This window comes from Lactococcus sp. (genome assembly GCF_036648155.1).
GTDB lineage: Bacteria > Bacillota > Bacilli > Lactobacillales > Streptococcaceae > Lactococcus > Lactococcus cremoris.
In genome coordinates, this window is the sequence record NZ_JAVXIY010000007.1 from 132,841 (window position 1) to 159,139 (window position 26,299).

At 35.9% G+C, this 26,299-nt stretch carries 24 protein-coding genes; 20 read left to right on the forward strand and 4 right to left on the reverse strand.

The features are described from left to right. Positions 1 to 33 precede the first annotated feature (33 nt). The 3 genes from RSC39_RS08510 (at position 34) to RSC39_RS08520 (ending at position 3,627) form a co-directional block, all read left to right on the forward strand. Positions 34 to 1,326, forward strand: a complete 1,293-nt coding sequence (locus tag RSC39_RS08510) for a U32 family peptidase (protein WP_332536477.1) — start codon at positions 34 to 36, stop codon at positions 1,324 to 1,326. A 197-nt stretch (positions 1,327 to 1,523) separates the two neighbouring features. Then, complete coding sequence (locus RSC39_RS08515) at positions 1,524 to 2,501, forward strand: D-2-hydroxyacid dehydrogenase (RefSeq protein ID WP_332536479.1); 978 nt, start codon at positions 1,524 to 1,526, stop codon at positions 2,499 to 2,501. Continuing rightward, on the forward strand, positions 2,488 to 3,627 hold the full coding sequence (locus tag RSC39_RS08520) for a nicotinamide-nucleotide adenylyltransferase (RefSeq protein ID WP_332536481.1): 1,140 nt from the start codon (positions 2,488 to 2,490) through the stop codon (positions 3,625 to 3,627). Before RSC39_RS08515 ends, RSC39_RS08520 begins: the two co-directional genes overlap by 14 nt. A gap of 67 nt (positions 3,628 to 3,694) precedes the next feature. Here RSC39_RS08520 and mgrA read toward each other — a convergent pair whose 3' ends face one another. Then, on the reverse strand, positions 3,695 to 4,699 hold the full coding sequence (mgrA, locus tag RSC39_RS08525) for an L-glyceraldehyde 3-phosphate reductase (protein WP_332536483.1): 1,005 nt from the start codon (positions 4,697 to 4,699) through the stop codon (positions 3,695 to 3,697). Positions 4,700 to 4,833: 134 nt separating this feature from the next. Here mgrA and RSC39_RS08530 point away from each other — a divergent pair, with 134 nt between their 5' ends. From RSC39_RS08530 to RSC39_RS08560, 7 genes are all read left to right on the forward strand, one after another. Continuing rightward, positions 4,834 to 5,586: a MurR/RpiR family transcriptional regulator gene (locus tag RSC39_RS08530; protein ID WP_043736288.1), complete on the forward strand. Its 753-nt coding sequence runs from the start codon at positions 4,834 to 4,836 to the stop codon at positions 5,584 to 5,586. A 306-nt stretch (positions 5,587 to 5,892) separates the two neighbouring features. Further along, the gene (locus tag RSC39_RS08535) at positions 5,893 to 7,281 is read left to right on the forward strand and encodes a glycoside-pentoside-hexuronide (GPH):cation symporter (protein WP_332536487.1); all 1,389 of its coding nucleotides are present in this window, start codon (positions 5,893 to 5,895) and stop codon (positions 7,279 to 7,281) included. A gap of 129 nt (positions 7,282 to 7,410) precedes the next feature. Beyond that, positions 7,411 to 8,430, forward strand: coding sequence for a galactose-1-epimerase (gene galM / locus RSC39_RS08540; RefSeq protein ID WP_332536489.1), 1,020 nt, complete (start codon positions 7,411 to 7,413; stop codon positions 8,428 to 8,430). A gap of 26 nt (positions 8,431 to 8,456) precedes the next feature. After that, on the forward strand, positions 8,457 to 9,656 hold the full coding sequence (locus tag RSC39_RS08545; RefSeq protein ID WP_063281192.1) for a galactokinase: 1,200 nt from the start codon (positions 8,457 to 8,459) through the stop codon (positions 9,654 to 9,656). A 172-nt stretch (positions 9,657 to 9,828) separates the two neighbouring features. After that, a complete protein-coding gene (locus RSC39_RS08550) occupies positions 9,829 to 11,310 on the forward strand; it encodes a UDP-glucose--hexose-1-phosphate uridylyltransferase (protein WP_332536492.1) in 1,482 nt (493 codons plus the stop codon). A 116-nt stretch (positions 11,311 to 11,426) separates the two neighbouring features. Beyond that, positions 11,427 to 12,407 carry a UDP-glucose 4-epimerase GalE gene (gene galE / locus RSC39_RS08555; RefSeq protein ID WP_332536494.1) on the forward strand — a complete coding sequence of 327 codons (981 nt, stop codon included), beginning with the start codon at positions 11,427 to 11,429 and terminating at the stop codon, positions 12,405 to 12,407. 119 nt (positions 12,408 to 12,526) lie between these two features. Continuing rightward, positions 12,527 to 13,465, forward strand: coding sequence for an alpha/beta hydrolase (locus RSC39_RS08560; protein ID WP_332536496.1), 939 nt, complete (start codon positions 12,527 to 12,529; stop codon positions 13,463 to 13,465). Positions 13,466 to 13,482: 17 nt separating this feature from the next. On the opposite strand, the gene RSC39_RS08565 is transcribed toward RSC39_RS08560, so the two are convergent. Next, positions 13,483 to 13,860: a MerR family transcriptional regulator gene (locus tag RSC39_RS08565; protein WP_332536498.1), complete on the reverse strand. Its 378-nt coding sequence runs from the start codon at positions 13,858 to 13,860 to the stop codon at positions 13,483 to 13,485. Positions 13,861 to 13,936: 76 nt separating this feature from the next. On the opposite strand from RSC39_RS08565, the gene RSC39_RS08570 reads away from it, so the two are divergent. Then, positions 13,937 to 14,305 (forward strand): carboxymuconolactone decarboxylase family protein, encoded by a 369-nt coding sequence (locus RSC39_RS08570; RefSeq protein WP_011835921.1) that lies wholly within the window; start codon positions 13,937 to 13,939, stop codon positions 14,303 to 14,305. A 104-nt stretch (positions 14,306 to 14,409) separates the two neighbouring features. On the opposite strand, the gene recF is transcribed toward RSC39_RS08570, so the two are convergent. Together recF and yaaA are read right to left on the reverse strand one after the other, a co-directional pair. Beyond that, on the reverse strand, positions 14,410 to 15,495 hold the full coding sequence (recF, locus tag RSC39_RS08575) for a DNA replication/repair protein RecF (RefSeq protein WP_332536501.1): 1,086 nt from the start codon (positions 15,493 to 15,495) through the stop codon (positions 14,410 to 14,412). Continuing rightward, positions 15,495 to 15,857: a S4 domain-containing protein YaaA gene (gene yaaA, locus RSC39_RS08580; RefSeq protein ID WP_046124308.1), complete on the reverse strand. Its 363-nt coding sequence runs from the start codon at positions 15,855 to 15,857 to the stop codon at positions 15,495 to 15,497. The genes recF and yaaA overlap by 1 nt, the downstream gene beginning before the upstream one ends. 197 nt (positions 15,858 to 16,054) lie before the next feature. Between yaaA and RSC39_RS08585 the strand changes: the two genes are divergently transcribed. The 9 genes from RSC39_RS08585 (at position 16,055) to RSC39_RS08625 (ending at position 26,297) form a co-directional block, all read left to right on the forward strand. After that, positions 16,055 to 17,341 (forward strand): pitrilysin family protein, encoded by a 1,287-nt coding sequence (locus tag RSC39_RS08585; protein WP_196756654.1) that lies wholly within the window; start codon positions 16,055 to 16,057, stop codon positions 17,339 to 17,341. Then, on the forward strand, positions 17,331 to 18,614 hold the full coding sequence (locus RSC39_RS08590) for a pitrilysin family protein (RefSeq protein ID WP_332536506.1): 1,284 nt from the start codon (positions 17,331 to 17,333) through the stop codon (positions 18,612 to 18,614). The genes RSC39_RS08585 and RSC39_RS08590 overlap by 11 nt, the downstream gene beginning before the upstream one ends. 212 nt (positions 18,615 to 18,826) lie before the next feature. Next, on the forward strand, positions 18,827 to 19,723 hold the full coding sequence (locus RSC39_RS08595) for a RodZ family helix-turn-helix domain-containing protein (protein WP_011677025.1): 897 nt from the start codon (positions 18,827 to 18,829) through the stop codon (positions 19,721 to 19,723). Between the two features lie 41 nt (positions 19,724 to 19,764). Beyond that, on the forward strand, positions 19,765 to 20,337 hold the full coding sequence (gene pgsA / locus RSC39_RS08600) for a CDP-diacylglycerol--glycerol-3-phosphate 3-phosphatidyltransferase (protein WP_011835915.1): 573 nt from the start codon (positions 19,765 to 19,767) through the stop codon (positions 20,335 to 20,337). A gap of 548 nt (positions 20,338 to 20,885) precedes the next feature. Next, on the forward strand, positions 20,886 to 22,178 hold the full coding sequence (gene hisS, locus RSC39_RS08605) for a histidine--tRNA ligase (protein ID WP_332536509.1): 1,293 nt from the start codon (positions 20,886 to 20,888) through the stop codon (positions 22,176 to 22,178). Positions 22,179 to 22,203: 25 nt separating this feature from the next. Next, positions 22,204 to 22,572, forward strand: coding sequence for an HIT family protein (locus tag RSC39_RS08610; RefSeq protein ID WP_332536511.1), 369 nt, complete (start codon positions 22,204 to 22,206; stop codon positions 22,570 to 22,572). A 63-nt stretch (positions 22,573 to 22,635) separates the two neighbouring features. Beyond that, on the forward strand, positions 22,636 to 24,408 hold the full coding sequence (gene aspS, locus RSC39_RS08615) for an aspartate--tRNA ligase (RefSeq protein WP_332536513.1): 1,773 nt from the start codon (positions 22,636 to 22,638) through the stop codon (positions 24,406 to 24,408). Further along, positions 24,389 to 25,318, forward strand: a complete 930-nt coding sequence (locus tag RSC39_RS08620) for a YitT family protein (RefSeq protein ID WP_011677016.1) — start codon at positions 24,389 to 24,391, stop codon at positions 25,316 to 25,318. Before aspS ends, RSC39_RS08620 begins: the two co-directional genes overlap by 20 nt. Before the next feature lie 103 nt (positions 25,319 to 25,421). Then, positions 25,422 to 26,297 carry a YitT family protein gene (locus tag RSC39_RS08625; protein WP_011677015.1) on the forward strand — a complete coding sequence of 292 codons (876 nt, stop codon included), beginning with the start codon at positions 25,422 to 25,424 and terminating at the stop codon, positions 26,295 to 26,297. The last annotated feature ends 2 nt before the right edge of the window (positions 26,298 to 26,299 follow it).

Below are 26,299 nucleotides of genomic sequence, written 5' to 3' on the forward strand. Positions count from 1 at the left end.
ATCAAAAATCTTATCTTGAAAATAGGAGAAAAAATGCAAGAAAATTATACAAGACCAGAGGTTCTTGCACCAGCAGGAACGCTCGAAAAACTAAAAGTCGCTATTGATTATGGCGCAGACGCAGTATATATTGGTGGACAAGCCTACGGCTTACGTTCACGCGCAGGTAACTTTACTTTTGAAGAAATGGCTGAAGGGGTCGCTTATGCAAGTGCCCACAATGCTAAAGTTTATGTGGCAGCCAATATGGTGACACATGAAGGAAATGAAAAAGGGGCGGGCGAATGGTTCCGCACATTACGTGACTTAGGAATTTCAGCAGTCATTGTTTCTGACCCTGCTTTGATTGCCATCTGTGCTGCTGAAGCACCAGGTTTGGCTATTCACTTGTCAACACAAGCGTCTGCTACTAACTATGAAACCTTAGAATTCTGGAAAAATCTTGGGCTTGAACGAGTCGTTTTGGCGCGTGAAGTCTCTGTAGAAGAATTAAGAGAAATCCGTCAACATACTGATGTTGAAATTGAAGCCTTTGTTCATGGAGCTATGTGTATTTCTTACTCAGGACGCTGTGTCCTGTCAAATTATATGAGTATGCGTGATGCCAACCGCGGGGGATGTTCACAATCTTGCCGTTGGAAATATGATTTATATGATATGCCATTTGCTGGCGAACGCAAATCCATTACTGGTGAAGTCGCAGAAGAATTTTCAATGTCAGCCGTTGATATGTCTATGATTGAACATATTCCTGATATGATTGAAAATGGAGTTAATTCGCTCAAAATCGAAGGAAGAATGAAATCAATTCACTACGTTTCAACAGTTTCTAATGTTTATAAAGCAGCTATTGATGCCTATTTGGAATCACCAGAACGTTTTGAAGAAATAAAACCAGCTTTAGTTGATGAATTATGGAAAGTTGCTCAACGTGAATTAGATACTGGTTTTTATTATGGAACACCTGATGAAAATAAACAACTCTTTGGGGCCCGTCGTAAAATTCCTGAGTACAAATTCGTCGGAGAAGTTGTTGACTTTGATGCTGAAACAATGGTAGCTACGATTCGCCAACGAAATGTCATCACAGAAGGGGATCAAATTGAATTTTATGGTCCAGGATTCCGCCATGTTGAAACAATGGTCAAAAATCTTCGTTTGGCAGAAACTGACGAACATATTGACCGTGCCCCAAACCCAATGACCCTTTTGCATATTGATGTTCCTTTTGCAGTTAAAGCTGGAGATATGATTCGTAAAAATGGTTCAGGGTTGATTAACCTTTATGATAAAAAAACAGGTCTTGCTAAAACAGTGAGAGCTTAATAAAAATTAAAAGAGAATTTTTGCTAAAATTCTCTTTTATATCTTTTGGGGACTGATAATTTCAGAATTGTCAAACTTCTATTTTTAATAAAATTAAGGCAAAGTGCTATAATCAAAGAAAGAAGATAAAGAAAACAAGGCTTGTCTTTATTTTCTTTAAGTAGTCTTTAAAATTCATTTTATACAAAGGAGTCCCGATGATAAAAGCAATTGCCTTAGAAAATGTTTGGTTAAATTTTTCAGATGAAACAAAAGCAGCTTTCAAGAAAAATAAAGCTTATCAGTTTCAATTTAAAAAAGAAGAAGAGCTGACAGAATCAGATTTTCTGGAAACAGAAGTCTTAGTTGGTCTGCCAAAGCCTGATTTATTAGCAAAATATAAAAATTTAAAATGGCTCCAACTTTTATCAGCTGGAACCAATGGATACACGCAGGGAGCTGATTTTCCTGAAGATGTAACTTTGACAAATGCAACAGGAACTTATGGACTTACGATTTCTGAGCATTTACTGACAATGGCTTTGATACTTCTAAGAAAATTTGACCTTTATGAAAAACAACAAGAAAAAGAAATCTGGGAAAATATTGGTCAGATTCAATCTATTTATGGCTCAACAGTGTTGGTTCATGGTTTAGGTGATATTGGAAGTCATTTTGCACAGAAAATTCAAGCTTTGGGAGGTCATGTCATTGCAGTCAAACGAACTGTTTATGGTGATGAAGAATTTGCTGACGAAGTTTATGCTGAGTCTGACCTAGACAAAGTTTTACCAAGAGCTGATATTATTGCTTCCAGTGTTCCTGGGACTCATGAAACTTATAAATTATTTAATCAAGAAAAATTTGATTTAATGAAAGAAAATGCTATTTTCCTAAATGTTGGTCGGGGAACAAATGTTGATTTAGAAGCCTTATGTGATGCACTTGAGTCAAAAAAAATTGCTGGGGCAGGAATTGACGTGACCGACCCAGAACCATTGCCTAAAGGTCACCGGGCTTGGCATACAGAAAGACTATTAATCACTCCTCATGCTTCTGGCGGTTATACTCTTCCTGAAACATGGCGTCGCTTTATGAAAATATTGGAAAAAAATCTCGATGCCTATGCAAATGGGAAGGATTTAACAAATATTGTTGATATGAAAACAGGATATAAACGAAATGCTCACAAATAATATTTCAAAATCAAAATTAAGTGGAAAAAATATTGGTATTTATTTTGGAACTTTTGCTCCTCTACATACGGGGCATCAGCAACAAATCTATAAATGTGCAAGTTTGAACGACGGAGTATTGCTTGTCGTTTCTGGTTATGATAATGACCGTGGGGCCCAAATTGGCTTACCTCTTGAGAAACGATTTCGTTATTTGCGTGAAGCTTTTAATGATGAAGAAAATATTAAAGTCTCGATGCTTAATGAAAATGATTTACCAGAAATGCCTAATGGTTGGGATGAATGGGCAAATCGTTTATTTGAATTGATTCATCATAATACATTGGAAAACGATTTATCAGTCACTTTTTATGTGGGTGAATTAGAATACGCCGCAGAATTGAAGAAACGATTTCCAGCTGACGGGAATCAATATGCTGTTGAAATTGCTGACAGACAGGATATTTCACTATCAGCCACGCAAATCAGAGAAAATCCACAAGAACATTGGACTCACATTAATCGGGTCTTTAGACGACATTTTTCCAAAGTTGTGACTGTCATGGGTTCTGCTTCAACGGGAAAAACAACTCTTGTTAGACGGTTAGCTCGTTCCATTAATGCCCCATTTTCAGAAGAATATGCAAGAGAATACGAAGAAGCCTTCAATATTGACGATGATGAATTGAGAATGGATGATTATGCTCGAATGATTACTGGTCAATACGATGCCAATTCTCGCGAAGTCAATTCTCCTGCCAATCAAGGAATTGTCTTTTTAGATACTGACGCCATTGTGACCAGAGTTTACGCTAAATTATACTTACCTAAAGAAGATTTTGAACAACTTGAACCTTTGTTTAGAAAAACTATTGCAGATGAACGAATGGATTTAATTTTAGTTATTCCACCAATTACCGAGTATATTGATGACGGTTTTCGCCATATGGAGTGGGAAGAGTCACGTCATGAATTCCATGAAGAATTGATGCGTCAATTAGCTGAGTTTGGCCTGTTGGACAAAGTGGTAATTTTAGATGATGAAGGAGACCATCGAGACCAAGAGGGTTACTTAACACGTTATCATCATGCGATTGATGCTGTTCACGAATATACCGGTGTAAAAATTGAACGATTGAGTTATTAATTTTACTGACAGCTTTATTTAGAAAATAAAAAGTTACTGACCAATCTATCAGTAACTTTTTTAGTTTTTATAAGAGATTTTCAATCTTAATTAATTCTTCGTCAGTAAATTCCAGACGTTCTAAAGCTGCAACATTTTCAATGATTTGTTGCGGACGACTTGCTCCAATCAAAGCTGATGTAACAGCTTGAATTTTGCCAGCTCTTTCCCGTAAAACCCAAGCTAAGGCCATTTGAGCTAGAGATTGTCCACGACTTTGAGCTAAATCATTAAGGGCTTGAAGTTGTTCCAATCTTTCTGTGGTAAGACTGTCATCATGCAAAGTCGCATAATGAGTATCACGCATTCGCGAATTTTCAGGAATTCCATGCAAATATTTTCCTGTTAAGAGTCCTTGATACAAAGGCTTAAAGGCAATTGTTCCTATCCCCGCCTCTGTCAAAGTTTCTTGTAAATCATCTTCAATCCATCGATCTAACATTGAATAACGAGGCTGATGAATCAAGAGTTTAAAGCCTAACTTTTCAGCCGCTAAGACCGCAGCTTCGGTTTCTTTGGCAGAATAATTAGACAAACCCACATAAAGTGCTTTTCCACTATCCAGAGCAGTTTTCAAAGCGCCCATGGTTTCTTCAATGGGTGTATTTGGGTCAGGACGATGTGAATAAAAAATATCAACGTAGTCAAGTCCTAAACGTTCAAGCGATTGGTCAAGACTTGCAAGTAAACTTTTTCGACTCCCCCAATTTCCATAAGGACCAGGCCACATCACATAACCTGCCTTAGTTGAGATAATTAACTCATCACGTAATCCTTGAAAGTCCTCTTTCAAAATTCGCCCGAAATTACGCTCTGCCGAACCGGGTTCTGGACCATAGTTATTTGCTAAATCAAAATGCGTAATCCCCAAATCAAAAGCAGTATGAATCATAGCACGCGCGTTTTCAAAATCATCAACTGAGCCAAAATTATGCCATAAACCAAGTGAAAGGGCTGGTAGTAGTAAGCCAGAATTTCCAGCTGGCCGATAAATCATTTGGTCATAACGAGAGGGGTTAGGAATATAAGTCATTATTTTCTCCTTAAGAACTTTTAATTATGAAGCGATTTCATAGCTATTATAGCAAATGTAAGCGCCAAATGTTATAATTTTATAATAGATAACATTTTTTGATAACAAAAAAGAAATCAATGGAGTAAAAAAACATGTCCAATTTAACCAATGCAGAATCCTATACTTGGCAAATTATTCAGGAAAATTATGAAAAAATCCCTCAATTATCGATATCAGAGTTGGCGGAACTGGCTCATGTTTCTTTATCAACTGTAAATCGAACCGTCAGAAAAAAAGGCTTTGAAGGTTATGGGGAGTTTAGATATTCAATTCGTGAGAAAAAACTCCCTGAAATTAATGGATTTTCAAAAGAAGTTTTAGGAGCGATTGCTAAAAATCAAGAAGAACTTTTAAAAACCATTGAAAATATCTCGGCTGAAGAAATTGAAAAAGCTGTTGAATTAATTCAAGAATCAGAAGAAATATTAATATTTTCTCGAGGTTTGTCTACGAATGTTGCTGACGAACTAATGAAAAAATTACAACTTTTTCGTAAAAGAGTCAGCTTACACGATGATTCAAAATACATGGCTTACTATGCTCAATTTGTTAATGAAAAAAGTTTGATTATTGTTTTATCTCTTTCGGGAGAAACGGTGGAAATTTTAAATGCTTTAAGAATTTCCAAAGCTCAGAATCCCAAAATCTTATCCTTGACTGTCAATGCCAATACTAATCTGACCAATCTTTCTGATATTAGTTTGATAGGTTATAAAAGCAGTCTTGAAGTCAATTATTTTGATTTAGATGTTCACAGTCGACTCTCATTATCAATTTTATCGCGGGTATTAATTGATGCCTATTCTATTTATACTTTAAAACAAGGTCGCTCTGATATTAGATAATGTCAGAGTTTTTCTTTCACTAAATAAAAATAGAAAGGGTTTCCAAAAGATAAGTCGGAATTGGAAACCCTTTCTTAAACCAAAGTGTTATACTCTAAATGTGAGCGATTTCAAAATGAAATCTACTACTGTTTCGCTTTTGAAAATTATCAAAAATAAAGTTTTACAATCACAGTATTTCTTCATACCAGACTACTAAATGGGTGATAGAAATGAGTGATGTAAATCACTTCTTACTCAAAAACAAGGCAGTATCTCTGCAGTTTTACTCAAAAATGAGTAGATCTAGTATAAAGGAGGATTCCCATGAAAGAGGGAAAAATGAAACAACGTTTATCGTACGCTTTTGGTGCACTAGGACATGATGTTTACTACTATTCAATTAGTACATTCTTCATTGCCTTTGTAACGGCACAAATGTTTGCCGGTTCACCTCATGAGGATGCAATGATTGCTTTAGTGACAGGCTTGGTTGTTATTATTCGTTTGGTTGAAATTATTTTTGACCCAATTATTGGTTCAATTATTGATAATACACATACAAGATGGGGCAAATTTAAACCTTGGTTGGTCGTTGGTGGGATTATGTCATCTCTGATGATTATGCTCATGTTTTCAGACTTCTTCGGATTAGCCAAAAGTGGAAATCGGACATTGTTTGCCATCGTCTTCATCATTGCCTTTATTATTCTTGACGCCTTTTATTCATTCAAAGACATTGCCTTTTGGTCAATGATTCCAGCGCTATCAGAAAAAAATTCTGAACGGGAAACACTTGGAACATTCGCTCGTTTTGGTTCAGCAATTGGGGCACAAGGAGCAACAATTTTAGCAATACCAATTACAATTTTCTTCACTAAAGGTGGACATGCACAAGGTGCAAGAGGTTTCTTCGCTTTCGGTGTCATTGCCGCTTTGGTTCAAGGGATTTCTGCTCTAGTGACTGCATGGGGGACTAAAGAACAAAAATCAGTGATTCGTCAAGAAGGAACAAAAACAAATACCTTAGATGTTTTCAAAGCCCTTCTCAAAAATGACCAATTGATGTGGTTGTCACTCTCATATATTTTATTTGCCATTGCTTATGTAGCAACAACAGCAACTTTGATTTTGAACTTTACTTTTGTTATTGGAAATGCTAGTCTTTATTCAATCACAGGGATTGTCGGATTTATCGGTTCAATCATTTTAGTGCCAATGTTCCCAACCTTGGCTAAAAAATTTGGACGACGTAAAGTTTTGACTGGAGCAATCATTTCAATGCTTCTTGGTTACCTCTTATTTGTTTTAGGAAGTTCAGTAGCAATGACTGTTGCCGGATTAATCTTCTTAACTGCGCCCTATCAACTTGTTTTCTTGTCAGTATTAATGACAATTACTGACTCGGTAGAATATGGTCAATGGAAAAATGGAGTACGTAATGAAGCCGTAACGCTTGCCATGCGTCCATTGCTTGATAAAATTGCCGGTGCTTTCTCAAATGGTATCTATGGATTTGTTGCAATTTCAGCAGGAATGACAGGTTCAAAATATATCGCTGGTCATACTTACGGTGTGGCAACATTTAAACTTTACTCATTTGTAGTTCCAGCCATTTTGATGATTATCGCTTTAGCAGTCTATTTATTCAAAGTTAAATTGACTGAAAAACGTCACGAAGAGATTGTTGCAGAACTCGAAGAACGTTTGAAATAGGAAAATAATTTACTGACAGATTTATAAGATAGAGAACAAAAAGATGAAATCTGCTTAAAATGTCATCAGTAAATCTGTCAGTAAAATTTAAAAAATTTGATTAAAGGTCAATTTTAGTTAGGAAATATCATGGAAATTACAAGAAGAGATTTTGGCTTAGGAAGTGACTTAATTAGTTTAACCAATAAAGCAGGTGTCACAATTTCTTTTACAAATCTGGGCGCTCGGATTGTTGACTGGCAAAAAGACGGGAAGCATCTGATTCTAGGCTTTGATTCAGCTAAAGAATATTTAGAAAAAGATGCCTACCCTGGTGCAACAGTTGGGCCTACAGCAGGAAGAATCAAGGATGGTTTGGTCAAAATTTCTGGAAAAGATTATATCCTAAATCAAAATGAAGGCCCTCAAACCTTACATGGTGGCGAAGAAAGCATTCATACAAAACTTTGGACATATGAAATTACTGATTTAGGAGCTGAAGTTCAAGTCAAATTTTCCTTAGTTTCTAATGATGGAACAAATGGCTATCCTGGTAAAATAGAAATGTCAGTGACTCATTCTTTTGATGATGAGAACAATTGGAAAATTAATTATGAGGCTGTTTCTGACAAAGATACAGTATTTAATCCAACTGGACATGTCTATTTCAATTTGAACGGTGATGCAAGTGAAGCTGTTGAAAATCATCAACTCAAGCTTGCTGCTTCAAGATTTGTACCTTTAAAAGATCAAACAGAAATTGTCCGTGGCGATATCGTTGATATAAAAAATACTGACTTAGACTTCCGTCAGGAAAAACAAATATCAAAAGCCTTAGAGTCTAGCATGGAACAAGTTCAACTGGTTGGTGGAATTGACCACCCCTTCTTATTAGATGAACAAAGCCTTGAGAAAGAACAAGCGCGTTTATCTTTAGATGACTTGTCAGTTTCCGTTTATACTGACCAACCAAGTATTGTAATTTTTACAGCAAACTTTGGAGATTTGGGGACCGTTTATCACGGGAAAAATCAAGTTCATCATGGTGGTATTACCTTTGAATGTCAAGTTTCACCCGGGTCACAACAGATTCCAGAACTTGGAGACATTAGTTTAAAGGCGGGAGATGAATATCAAGCCACCACCATTTATAGTTTACATACAAATTAAGGAAATGAATTTAGAGGAGAGAAGAAATGTCAATAGTTGTCGAAAATAGTACTGTATTATCAGCGTTAACAGAAAAATTTGCAGAAGTTTTTGGAGATACAAAAGAAGTTGAATACTTCTTTAGCCCAGGACGAATTAATTTGATTGGTGAACATACTGATTACAATGGGGGATATGTTTTCCCAGCATCAATTACAATCGGAACGACAGGACTTGCTCGTTTGCGAGAAGATAATAAAGTCAAACTTTATTCAGAAAACTTTCCTAAATTGGGCGTCATCGAATTTGACTTAGATGATGTTGAAAATAAGGATGGTGAACTTTGGTCTAACTATGTCAAAGGAATGATTGTCATGCTCAAAGGAGCAGGATATGAAATTGACAAAGGTTTTGAATTGTTGATAAAAGGAGAAATTCCTACAGCATCAGGCCTTTCGTCATCAGCTTCACTTGAGCTTTTAGTGGGCGTTGTTTTGGATGATTTATTTAAGCTAAGTGTTCCTCGTCTTGAACTGGTTCAATTGGGACAAAAAACAGAAAATGATTATATTGGTGTCAACTCTGGAATTTTGGACCAATTCGCCATTGGTTTTGGTGAAGTCAAAAAGGCAATCTTGTTGGATTGCAACACTTTAAAATATGAAATGGTTCCTGTTGAACTTCGTGATTATGACATTGTCATCATGAACACTAACAAACCGCGGGCATTGACTGAATCAAAATACAACGAACGTTTTGCCGAAACACGTGAAGCACTCAAAAGAATGCAAACTAAATTGGACATTCAATCACTTGGAGAACTATCAAATGAAGAATTTGATGCCAATACCGATTTGATAGGTGATGAAACATTAATTAAACGTGCACGTCATGCCGTTTATGAAAATAATCGGACGAAAATTGCCCAAAAGGCATTTGTTGCTGGAAATCTAACAAAATTTGGAGAACTTCTTAATGCTTCACACGCTTCTTTGAAAAATGATTACGAAGTCACTGGACTTGAACTTGATACCTTAGCAGAAACTGCTCAAAAACAAGCCGGCGTATTAGGGGCTCGAATGACTGGAGCTGGATTTGGTGGTTGTGCAATCGCTCTTGTTGCTCATGACAATGTTTCAGCCTTTGAAAAAGCTGTCGGTGAAGTTTACGAAGAAGTTGTCGGTTATCCAGCAAGCTTCTATGTTGCTCAAATTGGTTCTGGCTCAACAAAGCTAGATGTTGAATAACACCAAATAATATTTAAAACTTTAATGAGTGATTTAAGTGAGTTAACATTAAATTAGTGATAGCAAATTCAAGCACTCAAAATTAAGTGCTTGAATTTTGTATTCATTCCCAAAACTCATTAATAAAGAAAAGCAAGAACTTTACTTACAGAAGTAAATTAGAAAGTATTTTATGTCAATTTATCAATCAATTCAAGATTTCATTAGTCTTGCTTTACAAAATGGAACGATTGAGCCACTTGATGAGCTCTATCATAGAAATCAACTTCTTCATTTTCTTGGTCTAAATGATTGGGCAGAAGTTGATAAAGAGGCTCATGAAACTAATTCATTAATTTTGATGGACCAACTTCTGGCGATTGCAAATGAAAATAATGTGATTGCGAAAGGACAAGATGAGTTTTATGAAGCCGCTCTGATGAATTTTATGACACCACGTCCAAGTAAAATTAATCATGATTTCTGGGAAAAATATCAGGCTTCTCCAGATGCTGCAACTCAATATTTTTATGAATTGGCGCAGCAAGTGAATCAAGTAAAAACTCGGGATATTGCACGCAATATAGCTTTTAGTCATTTGACAAAATATGGAAAACTTGAAATAACAATTAATCTCTCAAAACCAGAAAAAGACCCCAAAGCGATTGCAGCAGCCAAATTAGTAAAGGCTTCCTCTTATCCGGCTTGTCAACTTTGCTTGGAAAATGAAGGGTTTTATGGCCTAGGAAATAAGCCTGCTCGTTCCAATCATCGAATTATTCAAGTTTCAATTAACGGCGAGGACTGGGGCTTTCAATATTCTCCATACGCCTATTTTAATGAACACTCTATTTTATTAAATGCTAAACATCAACCAATGGAGATTAATAAACGAGCTTTTGATAATCTTCTAGGATTCTTGGATAAATTTCCTAACTATATGATTGGTTCAAATGCAGATTTACCAATTGTGGGTGGTTCAATTTTGACACATGATCATTATCAAGCAGGTCGTCATGATTTTCCAATGGCAAAGGCTGAACTTCGTGAAACTATTGAACTCGCTCATTTTCCAGAAGTTTCTTGTGGAATAGTCAATTGGCCAATGTCAGTTCTAAGATTAGCAAGTGAAAATCAAGTAGAACTTTCAAAAGCTGCGGATGACTTTTTAAAAAAATGGCAAGTTTATAGTGATGAAAGTCTTCAGATTAAAGCAAAAAGTACAGATGGAACACCTCATCATACCATTACGCCGATTGCTCGAATTCGAGAGGGGAAATATGAATTAGATTTGGTCTTACGCGATAATAATACTAATGAAAAATATCCAGATGGTATTTTTCATCCACATCCAGCCCTACACCATATTAAAAAAGAAAATATTGGTTTGATTGAAGTGATGGGACTTGCAATTTTGCCTGCTCGTTTGGAAACGGAACTTTTGGAGGTTGAAAAGTATCTTCTTAATCAGGACAACCAAATGGACGAAATTCATAAAGCTTGGGCTGAACAGCTTAAAAATGAGGAACATTTTACTAGAGAAACGGTTCATGCCACTGTTCAAGAGGCAGTAGGAGAAGTGTTTGAAGAAGTCCTAAAAGACGCAGGTGTATTTAAGGATACTCAAGAAGGACATGAAGGTTTTCGTAAATTTATTGATTTTGTGAATCAATAAGAGATATTATGAAGCATTATTTAGTGGAGAAATTCTTTGATTATGAAATAAGAATGATGAGAAGTTGATACAAACTTAAAAAAATCTGATATAATAAATAGAAAATGGAGGATCTTATGACAGTTTTAGTACTTGGTGGTGCAGGATATGTAGGAAGTCATGCGGTAGATATGCTTGTTAATCGTGGTTACGATGTGGCGGTTGTTGATAATTTAGTAACAGGTCATCGCGAGGCTGTGTCAGAAAAAGTACGTTTTTATGAAGGAGATGTGCGGGACCATGCTTTCTTAGCTAGTGTTTTTGAAAAAGAAAATATTGAAGGAATTATGCATTTTTGCGCTTATTCATTAGTGGGTGAGTCAATGCAAAAACCATTGATGTATTTCAATAACAATGTCGGCGGAGCTCAGGTGATTCTAGAAACAATGGAAGAATTTGGTGTTAAGCATATTGTTTTCTCAAGTACCGCAGCTACTTTTGGTATTCCTGAGGAAAGTCCAATTTCTGAAAAAACACCACAAAAACCAATTAATCCTTACGGCGAAAGTAAATTAATCATGGAAAAAATGATGAAATGGCAATCGCAAGCCACAGATATGACTTATGTTGCTCTGCGCTATTTCAATGTTGCTGGTGCCAAAGATGATGGGTCAATTGGCGAAGCCCATAAAAATGAAACACATTTAATTCCAATTATCCTACAAACTGCACTTGGACAAAGAGAATTTATTACCATTTATGGTGATGATTATCAGACTTCTGATGGAACATGTATCCGTGATTATATTGATATGGAAGATTTGATTGAAGCACATATCAAAGCACTTGAATATCTTAAATCTGGTGGAAAATCTGACCAATTTAATCTTGGCTCAAGTAAAGGTTATTCAAATCTTGAAGTGCTTGAAACAGCACGAAAAGTAACAGGAAAAGAAATTCCAAGTCAAATGGGTGAGCGTCGTCCTGGCGATCCAGATGAACTTGTAGCGGACTCAACAAAAGCCGGCGAAATTTTAGGATGGAAAGTAAAAAATGATTTGGAACATATCATTACAAATGCTTGGAAATGGCATCAAAGTCATCCAAAAGGTTACTAATTAATTATCTAAAATTCGAAAAAAAGCTCAATTTTTTGAGCTTTTTTGTATGAAATCGTCATGAAAATGTAAATAAAATTGTGATAACTATTAATAAAAAAATTGATATAATGAAGTGGATGAAAAAAAGACAGTTAAGAAGAAATAAAAATAAATTTAAGATAGTTTTCTTTACTTTGGCAGGCTTAATTATCTTATTTGGTGTAGGAATGTTCATATTTCATATAAAGGGGACAACTACTGATAGTAAAAATAAGAATACAAAAACAAGTTTAGTGGCGGCATCTAGTAAAAAGACATCCTCAGGCAAGCCTGTAATTTATCCAACAATATATATCACAGGATCATCAGGTGGCTTGAAGCCACCTGATACGATAGTTCAAAAGATTTTGCCTATAAAAAATATGGCTGCGGATAAATCTTTGGGAATGATATCAAATGTTGCTAATAATTATGAATTAACAGTTGAAGGAGAAATATCAAAAGACAATCAGTATCCTCTAATTGAATTTGGAACAGGCAAGGGAACTGGATCAGGAGAACTTTATTCTTTAGGATTACAAAAAGCTATCAGCTATTTGACTGAGCGCTATGATATTCCTTGGGTCAATATGGTAGGCTATTCTTCCGGTGGTACTGGAGCTATTTACTATATGATTGATACTGTTGATAATCCTCATTTTCCACCAGTAAATAAATTTGTTTCTTTGGATGGTGAGTACAATGAAGGAACAAAATTGCAATATGGTGAGAGCCTGGCAAGTGTTTTGGCCAATGGACCTTGGGTTAAAACAAAAATGTATCAATATATTGAAGATAATTATGAGAAAATATCTTCAAAAACTGAGATGATGTTTCTTGAAGGGGATTTTGACACTGAAAATCAAACAGATAGTGCGATTCCTTGGGCTGATAGTTTTTCAGTTTATCATCTTATCAAAAAGAATGGGAATGAAGTAACGGCAACTTTATATCCGACAAAAACTAGCCATGCGCATGCAACCCAAAACTCAACAGCTATAAAATACATCAAAAATTTTATTTATAATACACCATAAATAAAAAAAACTCGGATTTAATTTTCCGAGTTTTTTTGTAGACTTTCATAGTAATGATGCTTTTTTTGTAAAATAAAATCTAAATGAGCTTCTAGGCCAGTGATTTGTGCGCGTAAAATTCGTTCTTGCTCAACTAAAAGTGAAATTCTTTGGATAATTGTTGAATCGCCTTGCTCTCTTAAATTTGAGTATTCTTGGATTTTTGTGAGCGGCATGCCAGTTGCCTTGGCTCTTTTGATAAATTCAATCCAAGCAAGATCAGCTTCTGTGAATTCTCGGTAATTACTGGAATTACGTTGGGGTTTTAGAAGTTCAAGTTCTTCATAATAGCGTAAAGTAGGGACTGATAGACCTGTCAGTAAAGATATTTCTGAAATTTTATAAGTTTTTTTCATTTTCTACCTCTTTTTACTTGCTCTCAAGTTAACTTGAGGGTTTATACTGATTTTACCATAGAAAGGTGGAAATAAAATGAACAAAAAAGAAATTGGCTTAGAAAATTTAGCAAAAATTGACGGGGCAGCGGCAAAACCTGTTGAAGAAGCACTCAAAGATATTGCCCCTGATTTGAATGATATGATGATCAAATTTGCCTTTGGAACAATTTATAACCGAGGAGTGCTTGATTTTAAGCAGCGTGAAATGATTACAATCACAAGTTTGTTGAGTCAGGGAGGTTTAGAAAATCAATTACGCGTGCATATTCAGGCTTCACTGAATGTTGGATTGACCCAAGAAGAAATCGTTGAAACATTTATTCATTGCATTCCCTATGTCGGCTTTCCTAAAGTTTTAAATGCCATCTTTATTGCCAAAGAAATATTTACTGACGAAAAGTAAAATTTACTGACAGATACAAAAAATTACTGACAAAATTTCCATCATAGGATAGTCGTTGACGCTTAAGCTTTTACGAATATGCTAGTGGTTTCATCAGTAATTTTTTATTCTTTCTCTTTCTCTTTCTCAATTGTCCCATCAGTAACATGGAAAATACTCAAATTTTCCGGTAAATTTTTGAGATGGTCAAGAGTGGTTGTGGTAATAAAAGTCTGGGTTTTACCTAAACTTGTTTCAATCAAATCCAGCTGACGATGATTGTCAAGTTCACTCATGACATCGTCTAAAAGTAAAATAGGATACTCACCCGTTTCCTCAAAAATCAAATCAATTTCGGCCAATTTAATCGAAAGAGCAACGGTTCGTTGTTGTCCCTGACTACCAAAATCAGCAACATTGATCTCATTGATAAAGAATTGTAAATCATCTCGATGGGGACCGACGGTAGTCTGATGTCTAAAAATATCATGATCTTGTCGACTCAATAATTCTTTTGAAAAATCAGTTTTTACATTTTGATTATAAGTGATTTTTAATGTTTCCAAACCATGAGTTAACTGTTCATGAATTTTTTTTGCATGGCTTTCAAGCTTTTCAATGAAAGTTTTACGTTCAAACATGATTTTATTGCCGTGTTCAGCCAATTGTTCATCAAGAACCGTCAAAAAGTTTTTGTCAATCTTTGCTTGGTCAAATTTCAAATAAGCATTTCGCTCTTTTAAAGCACGATTATAACGCATGGAATCATAAAGATAAACAGCGTGAATTTGTCCGAGTTCAATATCCATAAATCGTCTGCGAGTGGCTGGCGAACCTTTGACCAATTCTAAATTTTCAGGCGCAAACATCAAGATTTTTAGTTGTCCGATATAGTCAGCCAAGCGATTTTCCTTCAGATGATTAGCCTTAGCAATTCGTCCTTTGGAACTTAATTGAACTTCAAGAGGAACGGTTGCATGAGCCTTTTCAACCAATCCTGAAACTTTCATTTCTTGCCCAGACCAACGAATTAACTCTTTGTCATGACTCGTTCTGTGACTACGAGTAAGGGCTAAAAAGTGAATAGCTTCAAGAATATTTGTCTTTCCTTGAGCATTTTGACCCAAGAAGATATTGAGATTGGGATGGAAGTCGAGTTTTAAATCTTCATAATTCCGAAAATTTTTAAGTTCAATTTGCTTGAGTTTCATTATTTTCTACCAGGAAAACGAGGGGGTGTTTTTTTAGTAGGCTTCGTGCTTTTGTTTTCTGCATTCATTTTTTTAACAATGGCTTTGACACGAGCTTCCTCAGCTTTTTCAGCCTCGTGTTCGGCAATCGCTTTAGCGTCGGCTTGTTCAAAAGTAACCTTTAAGTCAAAAGTTGGGAACTCAAGTAAGTCTCCATCGCGGAGTTTTTTTCCGCGACGATTTTCAACTTCACCATTGTAGAAAATATTTCCTTCATTTTCGGCAAGGAAAATTTTTGCTTGTCCTCCTGTTGAGATTAAACCAAGTTCTTTCAAAACTTGTCCGAGTGTAATGTATTCTTCAAATAAAATGTATTTTTTCATAGTCTTATTTTAACATAAATCTGAAGTTTATTTCATTGAAAATTTAGAAATAAGCTTAATAAAATAAGATGCCTTTAAGTTAACTTTTATTCCTAATTTTTGTTAGGAAATCTCACAAAATCGCCTCAGATTTTGGTATAATAAGGGTTGCATTAAGAACTAGTAAAAGCTTGATAAAATAGGAAAGTGATAGTCAATTGACAGAAATAAAAATGGCAGATGGAGTTATGCTCCATGTAATTAAAGAAACGAAATTTAAAACAGTAAGGCTGATGGTTCGTTTTCGAGAAGAATTATCAGCTGATAGACTCGGAAAACGGGTCCTCCTATCTAATATGCTTGAAAGCACAAATGCTGTCTATCAAACAGGAAAAGATTTTAGCCGTAAACTCTCAGAGATGTTTGGCGCCTCATTTACGACAGGGGTTGCCAAAAAAGGAAAGCAACATTTACTTTCACTTAACATGAGTTTTGTAAATCCACGATTAGTAGATTTTGATACCTTAGGAGCAGCAGTTGATTTTTTGAAAATTGCTATTTTTCAACCTGATGCAAGTCAAGGGCAATTTAATCCTGAAATTTTCAAAAGAGAGCAAAGAAATTTATTGCATTACCTAGCTTCCATGAATGATGATCGGGCTTATTATGCCAGTCGTCAATTGGCTAATTTGTTTTTTGATAATGTCAATCAGGCTCTGCCAAGTGTTGGAACAAGTGAGCTAATCGCCAAAGAAAATCCTCAAGACCTTTTTGAGTACTATCAAAAAATGTTAGCTGAGAATGCGATTGATATTTTTGTCTTGGGTGATGTGGATGAAAAACGAGTGATTGACTTATTTTCAGACTTTAATTTTACTGACAGAGCGGTCAGTAAAGAAATTTTTTATCAACAATCACTGACAGAATTGTCAGTTCTGACCGAGGAAAAAGAGGTGGCGCAATCCATTTTGCAGCTCGCTTACCAAATGCCAGTGGCTTACGGAGATGAGAATTATCTTGCGCTTCAAGTGATGAATGGACTTTTGGGTGGTTTTGCTCATTCAAAATTATTTACCAATGTCCGTGAAAAGGCAAGTTTAGCTTATTCAATTTCATCAACTTTTGATTCCTTCACAGGCTTTTTAAAAATTGCAGCTGGAATTGATGCTGAAAATTTTGAAGAAGCAAGAGGTTTAATATTTGAACAACTTGAAGCAATTAAAAGAGGGGATTTTACAGAGTTAGAAGTTGAGCAAACGAAAACAATGTTAAGAAATGCTTATTTTATAGGTCAAGATTCTCCATCAAATAATATTGAATTAGAATACGTAAAAGCGCTCATTCCAGAACAGTTTTTACCGATGTCTGAATTTTTAAACGCACTTGAATCAGTTTCAAAAGCAGATTTGATAAGAGTTGCCAAATTACTAAGTCTACAGGCAGAATATTTTATGAAAGGATTTACTGTGAATCAGGAAAATATGGAGGTCAGCCTTGAAAAGTAAGTTTTATGAAAAAACAGGGGAAAGATTATATATAGATACTTTACCCAATGGTTTGACTGTTTATTATCTGCCAAAGGCAGACTATAACCGAACTTATGGCTTATTTACCACAAATTTTGGTTCCCTCGATACAAGTTTTGTCCCCTTAGGTGAGCAAGATTTCCAAACTTTCCCAGAAGGTATTGCACATTTTTTAGAGCACAAACTTTTTGAAAAAGAAGAGGGCGACGTGATGTATAAATTTGGAGCATTAGGGGCTCAAACTAATGCTTTCACAAGTTTTTCGCGTACTTCATATCTCTTTTCTACTCGAGAAAATTCTTACGAATGTACCGAACTTTTACTTGATTTTGTTCAAAAACCTTATTTCACTAAGGAAAATGTTGAAAAAGAACAAGGAATTATCCAACAAGAAATTCAAATGTATCAAGATGACAGTGATTGGCGTCTTTTTGCAGGACTTTTGGAAAAAATGTATCCTGATTCACCACTAGCGGCTGATATCGCTGGAACGCCAGCAACGATTAATGCGATTACGGCTGATGACTTGTATAAAAATTATGAAGTTTTTTATCATCCTAAAAACATGAATTTGTTTTTGACTGGTCCCTTTGATATTGAAATGATGGCTGATTTTGTACGCAATAATCAAGCGAAAAAAGATTTTGCTGATTTAAGTGAAATTAAAAGAAAAGAAATCAAAGCCAGCGAACCCGTGACTGGGGAAACTTTAGAACTTGAAGTTGCAATGCCAAAATTCTCTTTGGGTTTAAGAGGTGAAGACGCACTTGCACAAGATTCAAAGACATTATTTAAGTACAAACTCGCCAATCAACTTTTTCTGGATTTGCTTTTTGGCAGGACCAGTCAGCGCTATGAAGAACTTTATAACGCTGGTTTAATCGATGATTCCTTTGGCTTTTCCTTTGATTTGGATAAGAGATTTCACTTTGCGGTGCTGACAGCTGACACAGAAAATCCTAAAAAATTAGGTCAAACTTTGCAAGAAGCCATAAAAAGTTATAAAATAGATAGAGATTTTAGTGAAGAGCATCTCGATTTACTCAAAAGAGAAATGCTGGGTGATTATTTTAGCTCATTAAATTCGCTTGAATATATTGCCAATCAATTTTCATCTGAAATTTATGATGATATAAATTTCTTTGATTTTCCTGAAATCTTGAAAGAATTAAGCCTATCAGAAATTGAAAAATTTGCTGACCAATTTATTTCTAAAATGAAGAAAGTAGAATTTACTATTCTACCTAAATAAAGTTATTCTGTCAGTAAGACAGAAACTGAAAAATTTACTGACAGAAATTTTAGTTGATTCGGATAAAACGAGTCAGTAAATTAAAAGCCGCTCCAAGTTTTCTATAAACTTAATCAGCGCAATACCCAAGGTGAGATGATGAAAATCTCCAAACATATTAAAGAACAGTGATAATTAACAACCGATGTGCAGTACAAAAATGAAGGGAGGATATGTTGACAATCAAAACAATCGGACAAGTCTTAAAAGAAAAGCGAACTTCGCTTGGGCTTGGTCTTTCTGAAGCAGAACAATTAACTCAAGTACAAAAATTATATATCGTCGCACTGGAGACAGACGACTACAAAGCCTTGCCGGGTGACTTTTACATCAAGGCTTATCTTAAACAGTACGCAGAAAAATTAGGGTTGAATGCAGATAGAATCATTCAAGCTTATGATGAAGGCAAGGGAATCACAGTAGAGGATAAGGAGGATATATTAGAGACTTATCATTTTGTGAAACCTAGTGAGCGGGTTGAACCCGAGGAAGAAGAGCCAAAAACTTGGCGTCATTATGTCCCAATTATTTCTTTATCAGCAGCGGCATTATTAATTGTAGTAGGTGTTTTTGCGGCAGTGATTATGAATAAACCTGAAACACCTGATTTAATAACCAATGATTATTCTTATTCAAAGAGTGTAGCCAGTACCTCTAAGGCTGCAACAAGTGCTACAAAACCACCAGAAAGTAGTACACAAGCAAGTAGTAGTGTGCTTGAGCCAACGATTGCTATCACAGGTTCAAGTTCAGCAATGGTTGCAACCATCAGCAATATTTCTGACCCTGTAAAAGTTGATTTCTCAGCTGCTGCAGGACGGACAATTTGGATTGGCATGACAAATTCAAATGTTGCGGCTAATGGTCAAACCTTAACTGATGGGGCCAATACTTTGTCTGGTTTAGTGACAACAGGTGCAGAAAATTCAGTAATTACACTTGGAAGTGTTCAAGGACTTACTCTTACAGTCAATGGTAAAGCCTTAGACCTATCTTCGCTGACAACAACTGGACCGGCCAAAATTACTCTACAAATTAATCGAACAACAACAAATTCAGCTGCTCAGTAAAGAAAAACTGATGGCTTGTTTTTGGCTGTAAAAGGAGAACTATGAAACAGAAATTACCTAATCAATTAACGATGGCAAGGATTTTTATGATTCCAATCTTTGTGATTTTATTTTATTTACCACAGGGAGCTCATTTTAATGGTTTTGTTTCCCAAGATCACAGCTCAGTAATGTGGGTTGTTGCAGCAATTGTTTTTGCGATAGCTTCTTTTACTGACTGGCTTGATGGCTATCTTGCCCGCAAATGGCATGTGGTCAGTAACTTTGGTAAATTTGCGGACCCGTTAGCTGATAAAATGCTTAACATGGTTGCCTTTGTTGTCCTTGTTGGATTACATGTTGTTCCAATGTGGGCCGTTGCCATTATCATTTGCCGTGAACTTGCTGTCACAGGTTTACGTCTATTGCTTGTCGAACAAGGTGGAGTCGTTATGGCGGCAGCAATGCCTGGTAAAATCAAGACAGCTACACAAATGTTAAGCGTCATCTTCCTTTTCATTGGAAATCCTTTATATATTGGAACAATCCTCTTTTATGTCTGTGTTTTCTTTACCATTTATAGTGGTTATGACTATTTTGCTAAAAATATGCAAGTTTTTAGAAACGCTGACTAATTCTTTTAAAAAATATGAAATCCGAGTAAAAATACTTGGATTTTTTATTTAGTTAGAAAAAGTAAAGTGTCCTAAAGGGTTCGAAAAAGAAAAATAGAAAAAATTAGTTGTTATTTTAGATTATAGGAAGGGGAAAAAAGAAATCCTTAAAGTGATTGATTTATTTGACTTTTTTGGAGTTCCCCTTAGTTGAGATTTTATCCAAAGATACTATAATTGCCATGTCCTTGCTTTGGCTGATTAAATATTTTTAAAATCATACAAAACTTGCTTGCTTTGCCTCACTTTTTGCGTTACAATAATAGAAAAGAGAGTGAGTAGTGGTGAAAGCTCATAGGGTTTGTGACAGTGATTATCGGTGATAACGTTATAATCAATTTGAGGCTCTGATTTTCTAGGAGCAAATTTAGGTGGTACCGTGCAATAATGCACCCTAGAGCGAGAGGCTTTGGGGTGCTTTCTTATGTAAACGGTATCTTATTAGATAAGTACCACATATAATGATTTTTTACAAAGACTCCCACTCCCAGTGAATCGAAAGGAAAAAAATGAAACTTCAAAAACCAAAAGGAACAGCAGATTTATTACCTGCTGAAACTGCAAAATGGCAGTATATCGAAGAAATTGCTCGTGGCGTTTTTAATGATTATAATTTCAAAGAGATTCGTACCCCGATGTTTGAAAGCTATGAACTCTTTAGTCGTGCCACTGGTGAAACCAGTGATATTGTTACTAAAGAAATGTATGATTTCGAGGATAAAGGTGGACGTCATATTGCCCTTCGTCCAGAGGGAACAGCATCAGCCGTTCGTGCTTACATCGAAAATAAACTCTATGCTCCAGAAGTTGTGAAACCAGTAAAACTTTGGTATGATGCTCCAATGTTTCGTTATGAACGTCCACAATCAGGACGTTTACGTCAATTCCACCAATTTGGTGTAGAATGCTTAGGCTTGAAAAATCCAGCGGTCGATGTAGAAATTATTGCGATGGCTGATACGCTTTTCCGTCAATTAGGCATTTCTGGGGTGAAGCTTTCGCTCAACACATTAGGGGATATGGAAAGCCGTAAGGCATATCGACAAGCTTTGATTGATTATTTGACTCCGTTTGAAAATCAACTTTCAGAAGATAGCCGTCGTCGTTTAAATGAAAATCCTTTACGAGTGTTGGATAGTAAAGAATCAGAAGATATCGCAATTGTGAAAAATGCCCCTGCTATCTTGGACTATCTCAATGAAACTTCAAAAGCTTATTTTGAAGAAGTAAAAGCCTTACTCGAAGCTTTGAACATCGAATATACCATTGACTCAAATATGGTTCGTGGTTTAGATTACTATAATGATACAATTTTTGAATTCATTGTTAATTTTGATGGTAAAGAACTAACTGTTTGTGGTGGTGGACGTTATGACGGTCTAGTAGAGTATTTTGATGGTCCAGCCACTCCAGCCTTCGGTTTTGGTTTAGGTATCGAAAGACTCCTAATGATTGCCGAAAAACAAGAAATTAACTTTATTCCTGAGGAAACTTTGGATGTTTACATTGCTGTAATGGGTGAAAAAGCTAATCTTGAAGCAACAAAATTGGCTGAGAGTTTACGCGAACAAGCCTTCAAAGTAGAACGTGATTTTTCAAATCGTAAACTTGGAGCACAATTTAAAACTGCCGAAAAATTGGGAGCAGAATTGATTATTACACTTGGAGAAGATGAAGTTCGCACAGGACAAATCAAAGTGAAACATAATCAAACACGTAAACAAATCGAAACAACACTCCAAGCGGTTCACGAATCATTTGCCCCAATTTTTGAAGAAATTTACGCTGACGAGATAAACTAAGTCAAGAAAAGGCTCAGGTGAAGAGATGAAAGATTGTCCATTTTGTGAGGAGAAGGATAAGGTCTTTGAAAATGAACTGGCACAGGCATTTTATGATGCTTATCCTGTCAGTGAAGGTCATATTTTGATTACCCCCAAACGACATGTCGCCTCGTATTTTGAACTGACTAAATCTGAAAGAGAAGCAATCGAAGCACTTTTAGAACTTTCTAAAAGTCACTTAGATGAAAATTTTCATGCAAATGCTTATAATATTGGCATCAATGTTGGTCAAGCAGCCGGACAAACTGTTTTTCATTGTCATGTTCACCTGATTCCACGATATCAGGGAGATGTAAAAAATCCGACAGGTGGCGTTCGTGGCGTGATTCCTGAAAAACAAAATTATCGATAATAAGAAGAAAGAGGTCTTAAATTTTACCTGTTTGCACTAGAGAACAGTGAAATTTACATTTATATGAAACGTACAAATTACGCGGGAAATATTACAGAAGAATATTTAAATCAAACAGTCACAGTTAAAGGTTGGGTGGCTAAACGCCGTAACCTTGGAGGATTGATTTTCATTGATTTACGTGACCGAGAAGGAATTGTCCAAATTGTGGTCAATCCTGAAACAGCAGCAACCGAAGTGGCTGAAGCCGCGGATAAAGCACGTAATGAATTTGTCCTTGAAGTAACGGGTAAAGTGGTTGAGCGTGCAAGTAAGAATGACAAAATCAAAACCGGTGGTATTGAAATCGAAGCGACTGCCATTGAAATTTTGTCTACTTCTAAAACAACACCTTTTGAAATCAAAGATGATGTTGAAGTACTTGATGATACACGTTTAAAATATCGCTATCTTGATTTGCGTCGTCCAGAGATGCTTAAAAATATTACAATGCGTCATGCGACGACTCGTTCCATTCGTGAATATTTAGATGGAGCAGGCTTTATCGATGTTGAAACGCCATTTTTGAACAAATCAACACCCGAAGGAGCGCGTGATTATCTTGTCCCTTCTCGAGTTAATAAAGGCGAATTTTACGCTTTACCGCAATCACCACAATTGATGAAACAACTTTTAATGACTGCTGGTCTTGACCGTTATTATCAAATTGTGAAATGTTTCCGTGATGAAGATTTACGTGGTGACCGTCAGCCAGAATTCACACAAGTCGATTTAGAAACTTCATTTTTGGGTGAAGAAGAAATTCAAGAGTTGACTGAAGAATTGATTGCTAAAGTCATGAAAGATGTCAAAGGAATTGATGTCACTTTACCATTCCCAAGAATGAACTATGATGATGCCATGAATTTTTACGGTTCTGACAAACCTGACACACGTTTTGAATTGTTACTGACAGACTTGTCAGCACTTGCTAAAACAGTTGATTTCAAAGTTTTCCAAGAAGCTGAAGTTGTTAAAGCAATTGTTGTCAAAAACGCTGCTGACAAATATTCTCGTAAGTCAATTGATAAACTGACAGAACAAGCCAAACAAAATGGAGCTAAAGGTCTTGCCTGGGTCAAATTTGAAAAAGGTGAATTCGCCGGTGGTGTTTCAAAATTCTTAGCTGAATCTACTGACAGCTTTGTTAATGAATTAAAATTGACTGACAATGACTTGGTACTTTTTGTTGCTGACAGCCTTGATGTAGCGAATTCTGCTCTTGGTGCCCTTCGTTTAACAATTGGCAAACAACAAGGTTTGATTGATTTCCGTAAGTTCAATTTCCTTTGGGTCATTGATTGGCCAATGTTTGAATGGTCAGATGAAGAAGACCGTTACATGTCTGCTCACCATCCATTTACTTTACCAACGAAAGAAACTCAAGCTTTCTTATCTGCTGACGGACATCGGAAAGATTCTGATTTGAAAAAAGTTCGTGCGCATGCTTATGATATTGTCCTTAATGGTTATGAACTTGGCGGAGGTTCTTTGAGAATTAATAGTCGTGACCTTCAAGAAGAAATGCTGAGTGCTCTTGGCTTTAAACTAGAAGATGCCAATGAACAATTTGGCTTCTTACTTGAAGCACTTGACTATGGTTTCCCACCACATGGTGGATTGGCCCTTGGTCTTGACCGTTTTGTAATGTTACTTGCTGGTAAAGATAATATCCGTGAAGTAATTGCGTTCCCTAAAAACAATAAAGCCTCTGATCCAATGACTCAGGCTCCATCTATAGTAGCTGACAAACAGCTGGAAGAATTGAGTATTAAACTTGCAAACAAAGATCAATAAAATTCTCGGTGGCCTTTTAGATAAAATTGGACTTTACCAAGTATTAAAATCTATTGGCGCTGAAAAAATGGCAAATAAATTTTCGGCAGCAGTTGTATATGCGGTCTTCTCATCATTCGCGTTGAACTTTTTCTATCAGCCAGGGCATGTCTATGCTTCTGGTGCGACTGGTGCGGCCCAAGTTGTTTCAGAGTTGGTGACAAGAATTAGTGGTCATGATATTTTACCCATTTCGGCTTCGCTGATTTTGGTAAATGCTCCACTTTTCATTCTAGCTTGGCGAGGAATTGGGAAACAGTTTACTGTCTATACAGTAATTACTGTTGTCATGAGTTCTGTTTTCATTCACTTTATTCCTGTGACTCCTTTAACTCATGAGCCAGTCATTAATGCTGTCTTCGGGGGAGCAATTATGGGATTTGGTGTTGGAAATGCAATGAAATCAGGAATTTCTTCTGGTGGGACTGATATTGTTAGTCTCTATATGCGTAAAAAGACCGGAAGAAGTGTTGGAACATTATCATTTATTGTTAATGGAGTGATTATTTTCACAGCTGGAGTTCTCTTTGGTTGGGAATATATGCTTTATAGTTTAATCGCTATTTTCGTCAATTCTCGAGTGCAAGACGCAATCTTTACAAGACAAAAACGTTTGCAAGTAATGATTGTTACTAAAAATCCAGAATTACTGACAGAAAAATTAGTTAATCGTTTTAAACACGGAGTTACAATTTTACATGATGCGGAAGGTGGTTATACGCATACCAGTCAAACCGTTCTTATGACTGTGATTACCATGTATGAATATCAAGAATTCAAAGATATTATCCAAAAATACGATGAACATGCTTTTGTATCAATATCGGAAAATGTTCGAGTACTTGGAAAATTTGCAGAAGTAGAAGATTAAGAACTTGATATTCTATTGAAAAAAGTAAAATAATAAAAGGGAGAAAGCCAAAAGGAGGACTTTCTCCCCTTATTATATGTGAAAAAATAAAGGAGGAAATAAAATGAAAAAATTAGCAAAAGTACATTTTCTGTACTTACTTGCCATTGCAATTGGTACAGGAATCTATGCTTTTGGCTTTGTTGCCTTTAACATGGCAAACCACTTGGCTCAGGGAGGAGTCGCAGGGCTTTCCTTAATCTCCTATGCGCTATGGCATATTGACCCCTCTTATGTTCAACTTTTAATAAATATTCCCCTTTTAATTTTAGGATATCGTTTTTTAGGAAGAAGAACATTTATTTACACCATTTGGGGGATTGTGAGTCTGGCTGTTTGGATTTGGATTATTCAAAGAATTAGTTTCACAATCAATATTGGAAATGATACCCTTATTGCTGCTTTATTAGCCGGAGTATTTTCAGGTTCAGGAATTGGATTAGTTTTTCGATTTGGAGGAACAACGGGAGGAACAGATATCCTTGCTAAACTCTTTCAAATAAAAAAAGGAATTCCAGTTGGTCGAATGCTTTTTATCTTTGACTCTTGTATCTTGGCTCTTTCTTTGAGTTATGTTGACCTTAAACATATGATGTATACTTTGATTGCCAGCTTTATATCAATGCAAATGATTAATTTGATTCAAAATGGTGGTTATACTGTTCGTGGAATGCTTATTATCACGAACCATCATGTAGAAGTTGCTAAAACAATTATCGAAGAAATTGGTCGAAGTGCAACTTATTTGCATGGTGAGGGTGCCTATTCAGGAACTGAAAAAGAAGTCCTTTACGTTGTACTCAATCCGAGTGAGATACAAGAAGTAAAGCAAATTCTATCTATTATTGACCCGAATGCCTTTGCCTCAGTTATTAATGTCCACGAAGTTGTGGGAGATTTCGCACCAAAACGTGGTAGATTTAAAGATTTGAAAAAATAAAT